Origin of the sequence: Roseivivax sp. THAF197b, assembly GCF_009363255.1 — a bacterium.
Lineage (GTDB): Bacteria > Pseudomonadota > Alphaproteobacteria > Rhodobacterales > Rhodobacteraceae > Roseivivax.
On record NZ_CP045318.1, the window covers coordinates 1,572,923 to 1,587,835 of the forward strand.

Annotated in this window: 19 protein-coding genes and 1 tRNA gene; 10 read left to right on the top strand and 10 right to left on the bottom strand. The window is 64.7% G+C overall.

The annotated features are described in order from the left end of the window. Positions 1-16: 16 nt before the first annotated feature. A complete protein-coding gene (locus tag FIV09_RS07805; RefSeq protein WP_152449461.1) occupies positions 17-355 on the bottom strand; it encodes a P-II family nitrogen regulator in 339 nt (112 codons plus the stop codon). 178 nt (positions 356-533) lie between these two features. Here FIV09_RS07805 and FIV09_RS20345 point away from each other — a divergent pair, with 178 nt between their 5' ends. Beyond that, entirely contained in the window at positions 534-1,181 is a 648-nt protein-coding gene (locus FIV09_RS20345; protein WP_254702328.1) for an NAD(P)H-hydrate epimerase, read from the top strand. Then, entirely contained in the window at positions 1,178-2,026 is an 849-nt protein-coding gene (locus tag FIV09_RS20350) for an NAD(P)H-hydrate dehydratase (RefSeq protein WP_172975657.1), read from the top strand. The genes FIV09_RS20345 and FIV09_RS20350 overlap by 4 nt, the downstream gene beginning before the upstream one ends. Positions 2,027-2,091: 65 nt before the next feature. On the opposite strand, the gene FIV09_RS07815 is transcribed toward FIV09_RS20350, so the two are convergent. Continuing rightward, entirely contained in the window at positions 2,092-2,592 is a 501-nt protein-coding gene (locus tag FIV09_RS07815; protein WP_152449462.1) for a Hint domain-containing protein, read from the bottom strand. Positions 2,593-2,758: 166 nt separating this feature from the next. Between FIV09_RS07815 and FIV09_RS07820 the strand changes: the two genes are divergently transcribed. Beyond that, positions 2,759-2,843: transfer RNA gene (locus FIV09_RS07820), tRNA-Leu, on the top strand. A gap of 25 nt (positions 2,844-2,868) precedes the next feature. After that, positions 2,869-4,200 (top strand): trigger factor, encoded by a 1,332-nt coding sequence (gene tig, locus FIV09_RS07825; RefSeq protein ID WP_152449463.1) that lies wholly within the window; start codon positions 2,869-2,871, stop codon positions 4,198-4,200. Between the two features lie 399 nt (positions 4,201-4,599). On the opposite strand, the gene FIV09_RS07830 is transcribed toward tig, so the two are convergent. The 5 genes from FIV09_RS07830 to rpsF all read right to left on the bottom strand — a co-directional run bounded on the left by FIV09_RS07830 (position 4,600) and on the right by rpsF (position 7,426). Next, a complete protein-coding gene (locus tag FIV09_RS07830) occupies positions 4,600-5,550 on the bottom strand; it encodes a D-2-hydroxyacid dehydrogenase family protein (protein WP_152449464.1) in 951 nt (316 codons plus the stop codon). Positions 5,551-5,638: 88 nt separating this feature from the next. Continuing rightward, complete coding sequence (locus tag FIV09_RS07835) at positions 5,639-5,929, bottom strand: putative quinol monooxygenase (RefSeq protein WP_172975659.1); 291 nt, start codon at positions 5,927-5,929, stop codon at positions 5,639-5,641. 220 nt (positions 5,930-6,149) lie between these two features. After that, on the bottom strand, positions 6,150-6,803 hold the full coding sequence (gene rplI / locus FIV09_RS07840; protein ID WP_152449466.1) for a 50S ribosomal protein L9: 654 nt from the start codon (positions 6,801-6,803) through the stop codon (positions 6,150-6,152). Between the two features lie 13 nt (positions 6,804-6,816). Continuing rightward, a complete protein-coding gene (rpsR, locus tag FIV09_RS07845; RefSeq protein ID WP_008328567.1) occupies positions 6,817-7,044 on the bottom strand; it encodes a 30S ribosomal protein S18 in 228 nt (75 codons plus the stop codon). Between the two features lie 25 nt (positions 7,045-7,069). Beyond that, positions 7,070-7,426, bottom strand: a complete 357-nt coding sequence (gene rpsF / locus FIV09_RS07850) for a 30S ribosomal protein S6 (RefSeq protein WP_152452446.1) — start codon at positions 7,424-7,426, stop codon at positions 7,070-7,072. A gap of 293 nt (positions 7,427-7,719) precedes the next feature. On the opposite strand from rpsF, the gene FIV09_RS07855 reads away from it, so the two are divergent. The 3 genes from FIV09_RS07855 to FIV09_RS07865 all read left to right on the top strand — a co-directional run bounded on the left by FIV09_RS07855 (position 7,720) and on the right by FIV09_RS07865 (position 9,251). Next, the gene (locus FIV09_RS07855) at positions 7,720-7,959 is read left to right on the top strand and encodes a hypothetical protein (RefSeq protein ID WP_152449467.1); all 240 of its coding nucleotides are present in this window, start codon (positions 7,720-7,722) and stop codon (positions 7,957-7,959) included. A 145-nt stretch (positions 7,960-8,104) separates the two neighbouring features. Then, a complete protein-coding gene (locus FIV09_RS07860) occupies positions 8,105-8,695 on the top strand; it encodes a YceI family protein (RefSeq protein ID WP_152449468.1) in 591 nt (196 codons plus the stop codon). 175 nt (positions 8,696-8,870) lie between these two features. Further along, on the top strand, positions 8,871-9,251 hold the full coding sequence (locus FIV09_RS07865; RefSeq protein WP_152449469.1) for a DUF805 domain-containing protein: 381 nt from the start codon (positions 8,871-8,873) through the stop codon (positions 9,249-9,251). A gap of 88 nt (positions 9,252-9,339) precedes the next feature. Here FIV09_RS07865 and FIV09_RS07870 read toward each other — a convergent pair whose 3' ends face one another. Both FIV09_RS07870 and FIV09_RS07875 read right to left on the bottom strand, forming a co-directional pair. Further along, the gene (locus FIV09_RS07870; protein ID WP_152449470.1) at positions 9,340-9,822 is read right to left on the bottom strand and encodes a plastocyanin/azurin family copper-binding protein; all 483 of its coding nucleotides are present in this window, start codon (positions 9,820-9,822) and stop codon (positions 9,340-9,342) included. Between the two features lie 271 nt (positions 9,823-10,093). Then, on the bottom strand, positions 10,094-11,308 hold the full coding sequence (locus FIV09_RS07875; RefSeq protein ID WP_152449471.1) for a cytochrome b/b6 domain-containing protein: 1,215 nt from the start codon (positions 11,306-11,308) through the stop codon (positions 10,094-10,096). A gap of 200 nt (positions 11,309-11,508) precedes the next feature. Here FIV09_RS07875 and fabD point away from each other — a divergent pair, with 200 nt between their 5' ends. The 3 genes from fabD (at position 11,509) to FIV09_RS07890 (ending at position 13,704) form a co-directional block, all read left to right on the top strand. Further along, complete coding sequence (gene fabD, locus FIV09_RS07880) at positions 11,509-12,441, top strand: ACP S-malonyltransferase (protein ID WP_152449472.1); 933 nt, start codon at positions 11,509-11,511, stop codon at positions 12,439-12,441. Between the two features lie 94 nt (positions 12,442-12,535). After that, positions 12,536-13,273 (top strand): 3-oxoacyl-ACP reductase FabG, encoded by a 738-nt coding sequence (gene fabG / locus FIV09_RS07885; RefSeq protein ID WP_152449473.1) that lies wholly within the window; start codon positions 12,536-12,538, stop codon positions 13,271-13,273. A gap of 197 nt (positions 13,274-13,470) precedes the next feature. Continuing rightward, entirely contained in the window at positions 13,471-13,704 is a 234-nt protein-coding gene (locus tag FIV09_RS07890) for an acyl carrier protein (RefSeq protein ID WP_076448265.1), read from the top strand. Between the two features lie 103 nt (positions 13,705-13,807). Here the strand turns inward: FIV09_RS07890 and FIV09_RS07895 are convergent, their stop codons facing one another. After that, positions 13,808-14,803: a YihY/virulence factor BrkB family protein gene (locus FIV09_RS07895; RefSeq protein ID WP_172975660.1), complete on the bottom strand. Its 996-nt coding sequence runs from the start codon at positions 14,801-14,803 to the stop codon at positions 13,808-13,810. Positions 14,804-14,913 lie beyond the last annotated feature (110 nt).

Consider the following 14,913-nt stretch of genomic DNA (forward strand, 5'->3'; position numbering starts at 1 on the left):
GCTGTCAGTGATCGGATTAGAGCGCGTCCGGGCCGGACTCGCCGGTGCGGATGCGGATAGCCTGCTCGACAGGGCTGACGAAGATCTTGCCGTCGCCGATCTTGTCGGTCTTGGCCGCGTCGATGATGGCCGCGATGGCCCCGTCGACCTGATCGTCCTCGAGGACGACCTCGATCTTCACCTTGGGCAGGAAGTCGACGACGTATTCGGCGCCGCGGTACAGTTCCGTGTGGCCCTTCTGCCGACCGAAGCCTTTGACTTCGACGACAGAGAGGCCCTGAATGCCCGCTTCCTGCAGGGCTTCCTTCACCTCGTCGAGCTTGAACGGCTTGATGATCGCTTCGATCTTCTTCACGCCTTGCCTCCTCGCGTTCCGTTTGAGACGCTGCAGACCACGTCCCATGAGCGGGAACAATCGCCGGGCAGCGGATTTCCCGTCAGAGGAATGCCGGAAAAATAGGCGAGGTCAAGAATTGTGCATGAAGCACAAAATATAAGCAGAAGTGAATCGTTTTGATCGTGAAGCCGTTCAGATGACCGAGATGCTCACAGCGCAGGAGATGCGCCAGCTCGAAGCGGAGGCCATGGCGTCGGGCGCCGTCACCGGCCTCGAATTGATGGAGCGTGCGGGCCGGGGCGCGGCTGAGGTCATCCGCGCGCGGGCCAAGGATGCGCGCCACGCGGTCGTGCTTTGCGGGCCCGGCAATAACGGCGGAGACGGCTTCGTCATCGCGCGGATCCTGACCGAGGCGGGATGGAATGTGCATGTCTTCTTCATGGGTGCCGCGGAAAAGTTGCCGCCCGATGCCGCGACCAATCAAGCGCGTTGGAAAGCCATGGGCGATGTGCAGCCCTATAATGCGGAGGCTTTGGCTGCTCTGAGCCTGCCCGAGGACGCGCCGCTCGTGGTGGTCGATGCGCTCTTCGGGATCGGACAACGCGCGCCGCTTGACGAGGTGCTGGCGCCCGCCTTGCACTGGCTGGACTCGTTGCGGCAGGCGCCCTTCGTGGTCGCGGTCGATCTGCCCACTGGGTACGATGCCGATACGGGGTGGACATTGGCCGCACGGCCCATGCCCTGCGATCTGGCCATCACCTTTCACGCCCGAAAGCCCATTCACGGGATGGACGTGATGGGCGGTGCCGAGACCGCGATCGTTGATATCGGGCTCGCATCATGACCGCGCGCGCGCCGCGCCGGATCGCGGCTGGACCGGCCATGCGTGCCGCCCTGAGCAAGGACGAGGCGGCGCACAAGTTCGATCATGGGCATGCGCTGGTTCTGTCGGGCGGGTCGGGGCGCACGGGCGCGGCCCGGCTTGCCGCGCGCGGCGCGCTCCGGATCGGGGCCGGGCTTGTAACGCTGGGCGTGCCGGGATCGGCGCAGATGGAAGTGGCCACGCAGGTGACAGCGATCATGCTGCGGCGTTGCGACGATGCGGCAGCACTGTCGGGCTTGCTGGAAGATCCGCGGCTGAACGCGCTGTGTCTGGGGCCGGGGCTGGGGCTCGACCGGGCGCGGGACCTCGTGCCCGCGGCCCTTGCGGATCCTGCGCGGAGTGTCGTGCTGGATGCCGATGCGCTGAGCGGCTTTGCCGACGCGCCCGAGGTTCTGTTCGATGCGCTGCATGGCAAATGCGTGCTGACACCTCATGGCGGCGAGTTTGCGCGGCTCTTCGGTGCGCCGGGTGACGATCGTCTGGCGGCGGTGCGCCGCGCCGCGGCCCGCTCCGGTGCGGTGGTCCTTTTGAAGGGGGCGGAGACGGTGATCGCCGCGCCCGACGGCACAGCGGCGATTTCGGCCGCGACCGGCGAGGCGGCGGCGCCCTGGCTTGCCACGGCCGGGGCAGGGGATGTGCTGGCCGGGATCATCACTGGGTTGCTGGCGCGCGGGATTGCGCCGCTCGAGGCTGCCGGTTATGGCGCGTGGCTCCATGCGGAGGCGGCCCGGCAAGTCGGCCCCGGCTTGATCGCGGAGGACCTGCCCGAGGTTTTGCCCCGCGTGTTGAAAAGGCTCGGCTGTTGAACAGCCAAGCCATGACACGCGTCGCTTAGAGAAGAGGAAAAAAGCCCCAGGTCAGACCGAACCCGTCAGGCGGCTTCGGTGACCGGGGCGGATGCGGCGACTTCGAGCCCGTCGGCATAGATGATGTGAGGCGCGTCGAAGATCAGCGCGACGAGCGTCATCTCCGTCGGGCCAAGGGCCCGCACGAATTCGCCGTCGACCAGCCGGGAGGCAGGCACGAGCGCCCGCGCGCGCCCGAAGATGGCCTGCGCGCGCCAGTCGCGGATCAGCACTTCCTGGCTGGCGGGCATCAGCGCGTCCTGATCGGGGCGGGTATGCCCGAAGGTGCCTGCGCGGATCGCGACCGCCTCGACGGGGCCGCTGCGGATCACGACGTCGCGCAGGATTGCCATGCCCGCATCGCGGGTGATGATCCGGTCGCCGGGCGAAAGATATTCCGCCGGCAAGGTGCCATCGAGGGTGAGCACGCTGGTGCCCGCCGCAAGGGCGTTCGTCATATTCTGGATGGAGTCGTGGCGCAGAGGGGCCGTGCCCCCCGATACGCGCCGGACCGTTTTCGGTTCCATGGGCGCTGTCCTGTCGATGTCTGCCTCGTTTTTTCAGCACAATATGGCAAGATCACGTTAATGTCGCGCTTTTTCTGGCGCTATTTTTCCCCTCGCATCCCGCTCGGGCCTTTGCTAATGAGCGCTCGACTGGGGTCGGGCATTGCCCGGCCCCATTTGGATATTGGCGGGTGTGGCGAAATTGGTAGACGCACCAGATTTAGGTTCTGGCGCCGCAAGGCGTGGGGGTTCAAGTCCCTCCACCCGCACCAGTAGGATGAGGAAAAGGACACCGAAATGCAGGTCACCGAGACCCTGAACGACGGCCTGAAGCGCGAATACGCGATCAAGGTGACGGCGGACGAGTTGAACGCGAAGGTCAATGAAAAGCTGGCCGAGGCACAGCCCGAAGTTGAGATGAAGGGCTTCCGCAAGGGCAAGGTCCCGATGGCGCTTCTCAAGAAGCAGTTCGGTCAGCGGGTGCTGGGCGAAGCCATGCAGGAAGCTGTCGACGGCGCGATGTCCAAGCATTTCGAAGAGACCGGCGACCGTCCCGCCATGCAGCCTCAGGTCAAGATGACCAACGAGGACTGGAAAGAGGGCGACGACGTCGATGTCGAGATGTCCTATGAAAAGCTGCCCGAGATCCCCGAGGTCGACCTGTCCGACGTCAAGATCGAGAAGCTGGTCGCCAAGGCCTCCGACGAGGATGTGGACGAGGCGCTGAAGAACCTCGCCGAGACCGCGCAGGACTTCCAGGACCGCAAGAAGGGCACGAAGTCCAAGGATGGCGACCAGGTCGTGATCGACTTCGTCGGCAAGGTGGACGGTGAGGAATTCGAAGGCGGTGCGGCGGAAGACTACCCCCTGACGCTCGGCTCCAACTCCTTCATCCCGGGCTTTGAAGAGCAGCTGGTCGGCGTCAAGGAAGGCGACGAGAAGGCGGTCGAGGTCAAGTTCCCCGAGGAATACGGCGCCGAGAACCTCGCAGGCAAGGATGCGGTCTTCGACGTCACCGTGAAGGCCGTGAAGAAGCCCGTCGCGGCCGAGATCAACGACGCGCTGGCCGAGAAGTTCGGTGCCGAGGATCTCGAAGCGCTGAAGGGTCAGATCCGCGAGCGGCTCGAGGCCGAGTACCAGGGTGCCGCGCGCCAGGTGATGAAGCGCCAGGTGCTGGATGCGCTGGACGAGAAGGTGAGCTTCGACCTGCCGCCGAGCCTCGTCGAGGCCGAGGCCAAGCAGATCGCGCACCAGATCTACCACGAGGAACATCCCGAGGACACCGGTCACGACCACGGCGAGATCGAGCCCACGGACGAGCACAACAAGCTCGCAGAGCGCCGCGTGCGTCTGGGCCTGCTGCTGGCCGAGCTGGGCCAGAAGGCCAATGTCGAGGTGACCGACGCCGAGATGACCCAGGCGATCATGAACCAGGCGCGGCAGTATCCGGGCCAGGAGCGCGCCTTCTTCGACTTCGTGCGGCAGAACCAGCAGATGCAGCAGCAGATGCGCGCGCCGATCTTCGAAGACAAGGTGATCGACACCGTCGTCGAGCAGGCCGAGATTACCGAGAAGGAGATCTCCAAGGAAGAGCTCCAGAAGGCCGTGGAGGCCCTCGACGAGGAGTGATCCCCGGCGATGCAGAATGCGAAAAGGCCGTCCCTCGGGGCGGCCTTTTTGGTTTTGGCATCGTGAGGCTGGCGTCGCTGCAAACAGGAGGGGCTCGATCAGCGTTGGTCGATGCACTCAAGGCGCGGAACAAGGCTGCCTGCAGCCGCCGCGCCAAGCGCCTGCCCGCTCGGGTGGGCTGGCGCTTCGTCCAGGCTTGCGCGACGTTCCTTCTGCGCGGCGATACTGGTTACCATAAACCGCAGACGCTCGGCCGTTGCTGCGCCATCCCGCGGGCAGGCGATCCAATCGTGGCGCATCTTCATGACGTGGTTCGGACCGAATTTCAGGCGCGGACGATATCTGGGAGAGATCCGCCTCAGGTCTGGCGACGAGCGGGCTGGATCAGTCTATGTCGCTTCAGATCACCCGCACCGGATCGCCCGCAAGGTATGCACGCACATCCTCGCCCGCCTCTTCGTACATGATCTGAAAGGTCTGCAACGCGCCGTAGCCGATATGCGGGCTGAGGATCAGGCGGCCTGCCTCGATCAGCGCGCTATCGCGCAAAACGTGATCCGCGGGCAGGGGCTCGGTGTCGAACACATCGAGCGCCACGCAGCCCGGGGTTCCGGCGCGCAGGGCGGGCACGATCGCCGCCTCGTCCACGATCGGCCCGCGCGAGGTGTTCACCAGAACCGCGTCGGGCTTCATCGCAGCCAGCTCCGCCGCCCCGATCAGGCCGCGCGTGCGTTCGGACAGAACGAGGTGGATGGAGGCCACATCGGCCTGCGACAGCAGCGCGTCCAGGCTTTCGGCGTGTCGCACGCCCACTTCCGCGCAACGCTCCGGCGTGAGGTTTTCGCTCCAGGCGATGATCTTCATGCCGAAGGGGCGCGCCATCTGGGCCATGAGCGCGCCGAGACGACCCAAACCGATCAGCCCAAGGGTCAGCCCGTCGAGGTCGCGGCCCGCATCGGCCTGCCATCCTCCGGCATTTACGGCGGCGAGATTGGGCAGGATGTTGCGCGTGGCCATCAGGATCAGCGTCATGGCGAGCTGCGTCGTGGCCGGCGTCCGGCTGGCTGTGCCGCAGAGGGTAATGCCGCGCGCCTTCGCCGCCGCGCTGTCGATGGAGAGGTTGCGCATGCCGGTCGTCACGATCAGCCGCAGATTGGGCAGGGCCTCGATCAGGGAGGCGGGCAGGGGCGTGCGTTCGCGCATCACGCAGAGCGCGTCGAAGGGGGCGAGCGTTTCGGCCAGCGCCTCGGGCGCGATGGGGTCGCGGAACACGGTCACGTCGCAGTCCGGGCCGAAATCGGCAAAGCGCCGGGCATAATCGTGGTAATCGTCAAGCACGGCGAGTTTCATGAACGCTCTCCCTCTGGGTTCGCGACAAGCTGCCGGGATCGACCGGGAATTCAAGCGCAAATCTCCCGGGGCGGTCTTTCGCGGCGGCTCAGATATGACGGAAATGGTGCAGCCAGCATTCCGCGACGAAGGTCTCCATCCCGTCCGGAACGTGGGGGATGGTCCAATCGGTCCCGGCGAATTTCCGCAAGGCATCGTCGCTCTCCCAGACCGAGATCATGCCATATTCATCCGGCGCCGCCGCGGTCGGGCCACCCACAATGACCTGCGTGCAGCCTGCGCATTCGGCGACCGATGCGCGGGCGACGGTCCGGAACAGTGGCTCGAACTCCGCGCGTAGCTCGGGCTTGATGCGCACGCGGTAGATGCGGGTGATCATGAGGGGCCTCCGGGTTGCGCTGCGTCGATGGCTGCAATGGAATGAGCCGCGTGCGGGATGGGCACAGGGCATCGGAACCTCCGCCCGGCGTCAACGGAATTGCGCGTGGGCGGTCCCGGTCAGATGAAGCGGCTTGAAATCCGTGCCACTTGCTAGCAGCAAAAAGGCCGCGGGCGTGATGCGCCGCGGCCTTTCCAAAGCGATCGGTCGAAACCGAAGCTTACTTGTCGTCGTCGAGCTTTTCGTCCAGCTCTTCTTTTTCCTGCACGGCGGGCTGATCGGTGGCCTGCTCGGCCTCGGTCTCCAGCTCGTCGAGCTGAGCGGCGCCCAGATCGTCGAAGAGTTCCGCGATCTCGAACTCGGCCTGTGCCTCTTCCTCGGCGGCTGCGTCCTGGATGGAGCGGCCGGACGCCTGTAGCTCGGCCTCTTCGGGCGAGCGGGCGACGTTGAGGGTGATCGTGGTGATCACTTCGGGGTGCAGGTGCAGCTCGACCTCGTGCAGGCCCAGCTCCTTGATGGGCTCGCGGATGATGACCTGCTTGCGGTCGACCGAGAAGCCGGCCTCCTTGCAGACCTCGGAAGCGTCACGGGTGGTGACGGAGCCGTAGAGGTTGCCACCGTCGGAGGCCTGACGAATCACGATGAACTGCTCGCCGCCGAGCTTGTCGGCCACGGCCTCGGCTTCCTTGCGGGTCTCGAGGTTGCGCGCTTCGAGATCGGCCTTCTGGCCTTCGAAAGCGGCGATGTTTTCCTTCGATGCGGTCAGGGCCTTGCCCTGCAGCAGAAGGTAGTTGCGCGCGAAGCCGGGCTTGACGTCGACGACGTCGCCCATCTGGCCGAGCTTGGCCACGCGTTCCAGAAGAATGACTTGCATGTGCGTGCTCTCCTTACTTCACGGCGTAGGGCAGAAGGGCGAGGAAGCGGGCGCGCTTGATGGCGCGGGCCAGTTCACGCTGCTTCTTTGCCGAGACGGCGGTGATGCGCGAGGGGACGATCTTGCCACGCTCGGAAATGTAGCGCTGCAGGAGCTTGGTGTCCTTGTAGTCGATCTTCGGCGCGTTGTCGCCCGAGAACGGGCAGACCTTGCGGCGGCGGAAAAACGGTTTTGCTGCCATGGTTTATGTCCTTCTCTTCAGGCGATCAGTTGCGGCGCTCGCGACGGCCGTCGCGTTCGTCACGTTTCTGCATCTGGACCGAGGGGCCTTCTTCGTGAGCGTCGACCTTGATGGTCATCACGCGCATCACGTCGTCATGCAGACGCATCAGGCGCTCCATCTCCTGCACGGCAGTCGCGGGGGCGTCCGTGCGCAGGTAGGCGTAGTGGCCCTTGCGGTTCTTGTTGATCTTGTAGGCCATGGTCTTCACGCCCCAGTACTCGGATTCGACAAGCGTGCCGCCGTTATCCGAAAGAATGGAGGAGAAGTGTTCGACGAGGCCCTCGGCCTGGGTGTTGGACAGGTCCTGGCGCGAGATAAAGACATGCTCGTAAAGCGGCATGTGGTCTCCGTTCATATGTCGGCGCATTTCATAGGACAGGTATTCATCCTTCCGCCCCTGTCCACGAGAGTCTGCGCGGGGTGATACGTCTTGCGAAAGGAGCGCTCCGTATACACGGATTGACCCATGGTGCAAGGGGCGCGGCAGGGCTTGGGCGGCGGCGTTTCGACCACGCCTGCGCGGGATTGTGGCGCAACCGAGGCAGGCTGCCCGCGCATTACCCCTTCCTTGCCCCAATGCAGTCCGAATCCGGGGATTAATTCCAATACGAGAACAATCGCAGGGTGACCCCAATGGCTTATTTCAACGATCAGCACAGCACCGAATTGTCCGAGTTGCCGGTGGGCCTTTCGATCCTGGCGCGGCTCTGGTTCGGGGCGCTCGGGCTCGGCTGCCTTGCCGCGGTGCCGGGGCTCTGGATGGCGGAGACCGGATTGGCCGTGCCTGAAATGGCGCTGATCAAGCTCGGGCTGTCGGTCTTTCTGGGCGGAGCCGGTCTGGCCGCGATGGGCTGCGCGGCCCGCGCGCGCTGAGCCCTCTCTGCACGTACGGACCGACACGCCGACATTTGTTCAAAATTCAACAGATGCTGTGATATCTCGGGGCCTTGGCGTTTCCGCCCGAAGGCTCAACTACTCCATCACATCACGCCAATCCGGCCAACAGATGGAGATACAGATGAAGACCCTTGCCTTTGCAGCAGCCCTGACCGCCCTTCCTTTCGCAGCCCTCGCCGCGCCCGAGAAGTGGGACCTCGATGCGAGCCACAGCCAGGTCGTGTTCAACTACAACCACCTCGGCTTCTCGACCACCTACGGCATGTTCTCCGGCTTCGAAGGCGAGATCATGTTCGACGAGGAAGATCCCGCGAACTCCTCCGTCGAGGTGTCTTTCCCGGTCATGTCGATGTTCACCGGCTGGGAAGCCCGCTTCAACCACTTCATGGCCGATGACTTCTTCGGCGCGGAAGAGGGCGACATGGTCACCTTCACCTCCACCGGCATCGAAGTGACCGGCGAGAACACGGCCAACATCACCGGCGATCTGTCGATGAATGGCGTGACGAAAGAGGTCGTGCTGGACGCCACGCTGAACCAGCAGATGTCGCACCCGATGGAGAACAAGCCCTGGGTCGGTTTCGACGCAACGACCACGCTGTTGCGCTCGGACTTCAACGTCGGTGCGTTCGCGCCTTACGTCTCGGACGAAGTGCAGGTCATGATCTCGATCGAAGCGTCGAAGTCGGACGAAGATCAGGCCGCGAAATAAGCGCCTCCGCTTTCTAAGCGTTTGATGATGCCCGTCGGTTCGTCCGGCGGGCATTTTTCGTGAGAGTTAATCGGATGCGGCCCCACCTGGTCTTCGCGCCGAACGCTTGGTGGAAACGCCGGGACGGGGCATGCTGGCGGCATTGGTTCCCATCCCTTGGCATGAGAGGGCAAAGATGACCTTCACCGAAGCAATCAAGACCTGCTTTTCCAAATATGCCACGTTCCAGGGCCGTGCCGCGCGGCCGGAATTCTGGTACTTCGCGCTGTTTCTCGTGTTGGGAAATTTCCTCTGCGGCCTGATCGACCGGGCCCTGTTCGGCACCTCTGCGGCGGGCCAGCCCGTCTCGATCCTCGGCGCGCTATTTTCGCTGGCGGTCTTTCTGCCCTGGATCGCGGTTGGCGTGCGGCGCCTGCATGATGTGAACAAATCCGGATGGTGGTATCTGCTGGTGCTGATCCCCGTCATCGGCGCCTTGGTGCTGCTCTACTTCTTCGTGCAGCGGGGGGCTGGCGGGGCCAATGATTACGGTCCGCGCGACAGGCAGCCGGTGTGATTGGCCGATTTGACGACGGGTGATCCGGACATGAAAATGCCCGCCAGAAACTGACGGGCATTTTCCGTTATCGATCAAAGATGTCGGCTTAGCTGTTTTCGCTATCCGTATCTTCCATCTCGCCGCCTTCGGTCATGGCGCGGGCTTCCTCGACGAGTGCTTCGATCTTGTCGCCCGAGCGGCCCGGAATGCGTGCCTCGAGCACCGCATCGGCGTTCGACGTGTCTTCGCCCGCCACGATGAGCGCGGCCATGCCAAGGCCGACATGCGGCTGGCAGATCACGGCGGTGAGGCCCGCTTCGGTGATCTCGTACTCGATCTCCTGGTTGATCCGACCCTTGAAGCCTTCCTGGCCTTCGGGGATCGCCCCATCGACGGATTGCGCGTTGTGACCCTTGTCGGTGGGCACGAAGCGGATCACGTCGCCCACCTCGGCCTCGATCAGTTCCTGGCCGAAGACCATGTTGTTTCCTTCGTCGTCGCGGTTCAGCATCTCGACCTCGATCGTCTCGGCAAGTGCCGGGGAGGCGAGGGCCATTGCGGCGGTTGCAGTCATCAGAATGCGTTTCATCGCTGATTGTCCTTTCTGCTCTTTCTGCGTCTGGGGATGAGGTGGCCTGCCAACCCATGCCCTGCCAGAGACGAGACGTCGCGGGGACTTCACGGGCTCGTGAGGCTGCGGGCTCGGGGGCTTTTGGGGCCCGGGTCCGGCCTTTGAGCGCGTTGGTGGAACTGGCGCAAGCGGGCGGATTGGGGGCAGGGCGCGCTCATCCATGGCTCAGGAACGAAAAACGCGCGACGGGTGGGCCGCCGCGCGTTTCTCTAACATAAAGCGATGAGGGTCAGGCGCCCGCTTCTGCATTCCGCTGGGCCGTGAGGGTCACGCGGAGGTCGACGGAGAAGCCAAGCTGGCTCTCGTCCTGGATGTTCGTGCCCACGCCGAAGGTGCGCCGGTCCATGGTCAGACGGCCATCCATCTCGGCCACGCCCTCTTCCGAGATGCTGAGCTGGAACGGCAGGGTCAGGGGTGCGGTCTCGCTCTTCAGGCTCAGCGTGCCCTGCGCCTCGTACCCGTCGGCGACCTTCACGATATCGGCCTCGTAGCGCGCACGAGGGAATTCCTCGGCCGCGAGGAAATCGGGGCCCTTGGCCTGGCCCGTGACCGACCCGAGGGTGATCGAGCCGATCGCAACCTCGACGACCACATCGCCCCAGACACCCGGCTGGTCCTGCTCCGCGAAGGTGATGTCGGCGGTCCAGTCGGCGAATTCCCCGGTCACTTCGGCGCCGTTCTGGGTAATGGCAAGCGCCAGCGTGCCGTCCTGTACCACCCAGTCCGAGGTGACCTCGTCCAGGGCTGCGGTCTCGGTGCCGGTGTCCTTAGGCGCGTACCAGCCCGCATAGCCTGCGCCGCCCAGCACCACCGCCCAAACGGCAATCGCCGCGAAGGCGGGCAGGACATGGCCGTGACGCGTGGGCACGATGCCCGCTTCCTTGCGGCCAGGCAGCATCCGCGCCAGCGTCGCGTCCTTGTCGATGAACTGATGCTTGAGGGCGCCCAGGATATGCGCGGCAAGCGCCAGCCACAGCGTCACGTTGAAGAGGTAATGCAGGGTCGAGAAGATGCCTGCCAGCCGCTCGCTTTCGGGAATGAAGGGCAGGGATTGTCCGAAGGGCCACCAGATCGGCGCAAAGCCCGAGGTCGCGGAATGATAGGCCCAGCCGGTCAGCGGGATCAGGATGATCGAGCCATAAAGCAGCCAATGGGCGGCATCGGCAGCGAAGGTCTCAAACTTTCGCTCGAGATGCAGCGGCACGGGCTTGGGCTGCGACAGCGCCCAGAAGATGCGCAGGATGGCCACGATCAGGATGGTCACACCCAGAGTCTTGTGGATCGAGAAGGCGGTCTTCTTCAGCGCGATCTCCGCCTCGCCGCCAAGCGGCAGCCACTCGGCCCAGAGACCCAGCGCGATATTGGCGATCATGCCGAGGGCGACGATCCAGTGGAAGGATTTGGCGACCCAACCGTAGCGGGTCTGTGTATTTCCGGCAGGCATGGAGGCGTGTCCCCGTTCGTTTGGATCAGGATGCGTTGCGGTGTGAAATAAGGGACTTGGTGGCGGGGACAATCGCGCACGCTCGCACAGAAGATGCGCATCCCGTTGCGCCCTCCGCCCGCGCCCGGTACACCCCCGGTCAACGTTATGTGCGCCAGCGGCCCGACAAGAGGCCGAGGGACAGACAATCGGAGGACCATATGAGCCGCGCTTTCCTCTTTCCGGGCCAGGGCGCCCAGGCCATCGGCATGGGCCGTGATCTGGCGGAGGCCTATCCGGCGGCCCGCGCCGTCTTCGACGAGGTGGATGACGCGCTGGGGGAAAAGCTCTCGGCGCTGATCTGGGAGGGCGAGGCCGACAAGCTGACCCTGACCGAGAACGCGCAGCCCGCGCTGATGGCCACCTCGATGGCGGCGATGCGCGCGCTCGAGGCCGAGGGGATCAAGGTCACGGATGCCGATTACGTGGCGGGCCATTCGCTCGGGGAATATTCGGCGCTGGCCGCCGCCGGGGCGCTCAGCGTGGCAGATTGCGCCCGCGCGCTGCGGATCCGCGGCCGCGCCATGCAGGAGGCCGTGCCCGTGGGCCAAGGCGCCATGGCGGCGATCCTCGGGCTCGATATCGACGCGGTTCGCGCGATCGCAGCTGAGGCCGCCGAGGGCGACGTCTGTGCTGCGGCCAATGACAACGATCCCGCGCAGGTGGTGATCTCCGGGCACAAGGCGGCGGTGGAACGCGCCGCGGCGCTCGCCAAGGAGAAGGGCGCCAAGCGCGCGCTGATGCTGCCGGTCTCGGCCCCGTTCCATTGCAGCCTGATGGCGCCTGCCGCGCGCGTGATGGAAGAGGCACTGTCCGAGATCAATATCAGCGCGCCCGCCGTGCCCGTGGTGGCCAATGTGCGCGCCGAGGCGGTCAGCGATCCCGATGCGATCCGCGCGCTGCTGATCGAACAGGTCACCGGTGTGGTGCGCTGGCGCGAAAGCGTGATCTGGATGGCCGCGCAGGGCGTCGATGCCTTCTGGGAAGTGGGCGCCGGGAAGGCGTTGTCGGGCATGGTCCGCCGCATCGCCAAGGAGGCCGAGACGCGGGCCGTGGGCACACCGGCCGATGTGACGGCTGCCGCCGCGGGATAAGGCCGAAAAGGGCCCGCCCGGGCCCGATGAGGTGGCACCACCTCGAGACGGAATTGAGCGCGCTCGGGAAGCGCCGGAGATGGGAGAGACGGACATGTTCGATCTGACGGGAAAATCGGCGCTGATTACCGGCGCCTCTGGTGGCATCGGAGGCGAGATCGCCCGTGCGCTGCACGGCGCCGGGGCCAATGTGGGCCTTTCGGGCACCCGCGAGGCGCCGCTTCAGGCGCTGGCCGAGGAGCTGGGCGAGCGCGCCTTCGTGCTGCCCTGCAACCTCTCGGATGCCGATGCCGTGGCCGCGCTGCCGAAACAGGCCGCGGAGGCGATGGGCGCCGTCGATATCCTCGTGAACAATGCGGGTATCACCCGCGACAACATCTTCATGCGGATGTCGGATGACGAATGGCAATCGGTGCTCGATGTAAATCTCACGGCGACCTTCAAACTCTGCAAGGGCGTGATGCGCGGCATGATGAAGGCGCGCTGGGGCCGGATCGTGAATATCTCGTCCATCGTGGGGGCCACCGGCAATCCCGGTCAGGCGAACTATGCCGCGGCCAAGGCAGGCATGGTCGGCATGTCCAAATCGCTGGCCTACGAGGTCGCCACGCGCAACATCACCGTCAACGCCGTGGCGCCGGGCTTCATCGAAACCGCGATGACAGAAAAGCTCAATGACGAGCAGAAAGGCCAGATCATGGGCCAGATCCCCATGGCGCGCATGGGCACGCCCGAGGAGATCGCAGCGGCGGTTCTCTACTTGTCGAGCCCGGAGGCGGGCTATGTCACGGGAACGACCCTGCACGTCAATGGCGGCATGGCGATGCTCTAAGAGTCGGCTTGACGCCGGGGCCGGAAACCGTTTGCCTCTGCCGGACGCTGTGGTAAGAGCGCAGCCAGTTTTGGAACCGGGACAACGATCCGGGCCTGACACCCTTCACCCCCGGGCAACCGGGGACATCGCCGCTTCGGGACGTTTCGGAGCGGCACATTGGGCCAAGGTGCCCGGACAACGATGAGGAAGTGACAATGAGCGACATCGAAGATCGCGTGCGCAAGATTGTGGTCGAGCATCTTGGCGTGGAAGAGGACAAAGTGGTCGAGAACGCATCGTTCATCGACGACCTGGGCGCAGACAGCCTCGACACCGTCGAGCTGGTCATGGCCTTCGAAGAGGAATTCGGTATCGAAATCCCCGACGACGCCGCCGAGACGATCCAGACCTTTGGCGATGCGGTGAAGTTCATCAAGGAAGCCGCGTAAGCGCCCTTGAACGCAACCGAATGATTGAAAACGGCGTCCCGCTCGGGGCGCCGTTTTTTCGTGGCACCACAAGGTCGAAATCGGGGTGGCGGACCGTGCGGGCCTACTCGGCGGCCGGGTCGGGCATGGAGCCGTTGCCGAGACGCCCGGGCATCTTGTCGGCCTTGGCCGCCCCGCGCTCGCCCATGCGTCGTTCGCGCTTCCCGGCGGTCGAATCGCGGCCCGTCTGATACTCCATCTCGGCATTCACCTCGGCGCCCAGAAGGATGATGAAGGCCGACAGCCACATCCAGGTCAGCAGGATGATGACCCCGCCAAGCGCGCCGTATGTCTCGTTGTAGCTCGCGAAATTCTTGGCGTAGATCGAGAAGCCGGTCGTGCCGATCATCCACAGAAACGTGGCCAGCACCGCGCCCGGCACCACCCAGCGCCATTTCGGCGGACGGCGCGAGGGCGCGTAGCGATAGAGAAACGACAGCCCGCCGATGGACATGAGGCCCAGAAGCAGGAATTGCGCGCCGAGGATCAGCGTCTCGACCTGGTAGGACAGGCCGACGAAAGCCAGCGCGGCGGGCGTGCCGATCATCATCGCCAGCGACACCAGAACGCCGAAGATCAGCACGGATGTCAGCACATAGGCGGTGAAGTTGAGCTTGAAAAAGCCCCGCTGCTCCCGCTCACCGTAGGCCACGTTGATGCCGGCCATCAGCGTCTTCACCCCGCGCGTGGCGCCGTAGACCGCCAGAAGCAGCGACAGGATCGACAGAAGACCCGTGGCGCTTTCGGACCCGCCTGTGACCTGGATCACCTGGTCCTGCAGGATGTCGGCCGCGTTTTCGGGCAGGAGGGCCGCAAGCTCATCAAGCTCTGCCGCCACATCCGTCGGATCGAGCGCGTAGCCCGCCACGGAAATCAGCGCGGTGACGGCGGGAAAGATCGCGAGAAGCCCGAAGAAGGCCACGCCCGCAGCAATCACCAGCACGTTGTCGGCGACCGTATCGCTGTAGACGCGTTTCAGGATCTGCCACCAGGCGCGGGCGGGCAGGTCCTGGGGCCGTGTGGCGTTGGAGCCGGGATAGCTGTCGTATTTGGTTTGCATGCTGCGTGTCATCTCGTCTGGGCACCGAAAAAGATAGCGCCACATGAGGATTTCACCACAATCCGCAGCAAATGCGACGAAAAAACCCCGGCACACGCAGTGCCGGGGCC

Bases quoted from the DNA above. Each gene is read 5' to 3' on its own strand.
- FIV09_RS07875 (WP_152449471.1), bottom strand. From the start codon at position 11,308: ATGCCTGCCGGAAATACACAGACCCGCTACGGTTGGGTCGCCAAATCC.
- FIV09_RS07870 (WP_152449470.1), bottom strand. From the start codon at position 9,822: ATGAAACGCATTCTGATGACTGCAACCGCCGCAATGGCCCTCGCCTCC.
- rpsR (WP_008328567.1), bottom strand. From the start codon at position 7,044: ATGGCAGCAAAACCGTTTTTCCGCCGCCGCAAGGTCTGCCCGTTCTCG.
- FIV09_RS07860 (WP_152449468.1), top strand. From the start codon at position 8,105: ATGAAGACCCTTGCCTTTGCAGCAGCCCTGACCGCCCTTCCTTTCGCA.
- FIV09_RS07830 (WP_152449464.1), bottom strand. From the start codon at position 5,550: ATGAAACTCGCCGTGCTTGACGATTACCACGATTATGCCCGGCGCTTT.
- fabG (WP_152449473.1), top strand. From the start codon at position 12,536: ATGTTCGATCTGACGGGAAAATCGGCGCTGATTACCGGCGCCTCTGGT.
- rpsF (WP_152452446.1), bottom strand. From the start codon at position 7,426: ATGCCGCTTTACGAGCATGTCTTTATCTCGCGCCAGGACCTGTCCAAC.
- FIV09_RS07815 (WP_152449462.1), bottom strand. From the start codon at position 2,592: ATGGAACCGAAAACGGTCCGGCGCGTATCGGGGGGCACGGCCCCTCTG.
- rplI (WP_152449466.1), bottom strand. From the start codon at position 6,803: ATGCAAGTCATTCTTCTGGAACGCGTGGCCAAGCTCGGCCAGATGGGC.
- fabD (WP_152449472.1), top strand. From the start codon at position 11,509: ATGAGCCGCGCTTTCCTCTTTCCGGGCCAGGGCGCCCAGGCCATCGGC.
- FIV09_RS07855 (WP_152449467.1), top strand. From the start codon at position 7,720: ATGGCTTATTTCAACGATCAGCACAGCACCGAATTGTCCGAGTTGCCG.
- FIV09_RS07895 (WP_172975660.1), bottom strand. From the start codon at position 14,803: ATGCAAACCAAATACGACAGCTATCCCGGCTCCAACGCCACACGGCCC.
- FIV09_RS20350 (WP_172975657.1), top strand. From the start codon at position 1,178: ATGACCGCGCGCGCGCCGCGCCGGATCGCGGCTGGACCGGCCATGCGT.
- FIV09_RS07835 (WP_172975659.1), bottom strand. From the start codon at position 5,929: ATGATCACCCGCATCTACCGCGTGCGCATCAAGCCCGAGCTACGCGCG.
- tig (WP_152449463.1), top strand. From the start codon at position 2,869: ATGCAGGTCACCGAGACCCTGAACGACGGCCTGAAGCGCGAATACGCG.
- FIV09_RS07865 (WP_152449469.1), top strand. From the start codon at position 8,871: ATGACCTTCACCGAAGCAATCAAGACCTGCTTTTCCAAATATGCCACG.
- FIV09_RS20345 (WP_254702328.1), top strand. From the start codon at position 534: ATGACCGAGATGCTCACAGCGCAGGAGATGCGCCAGCTCGAAGCGGAG.
- FIV09_RS07890 (WP_076448265.1), top strand. From the start codon at position 13,471: ATGAGCGACATCGAAGATCGCGTGCGCAAGATTGTGGTCGAGCATCTT.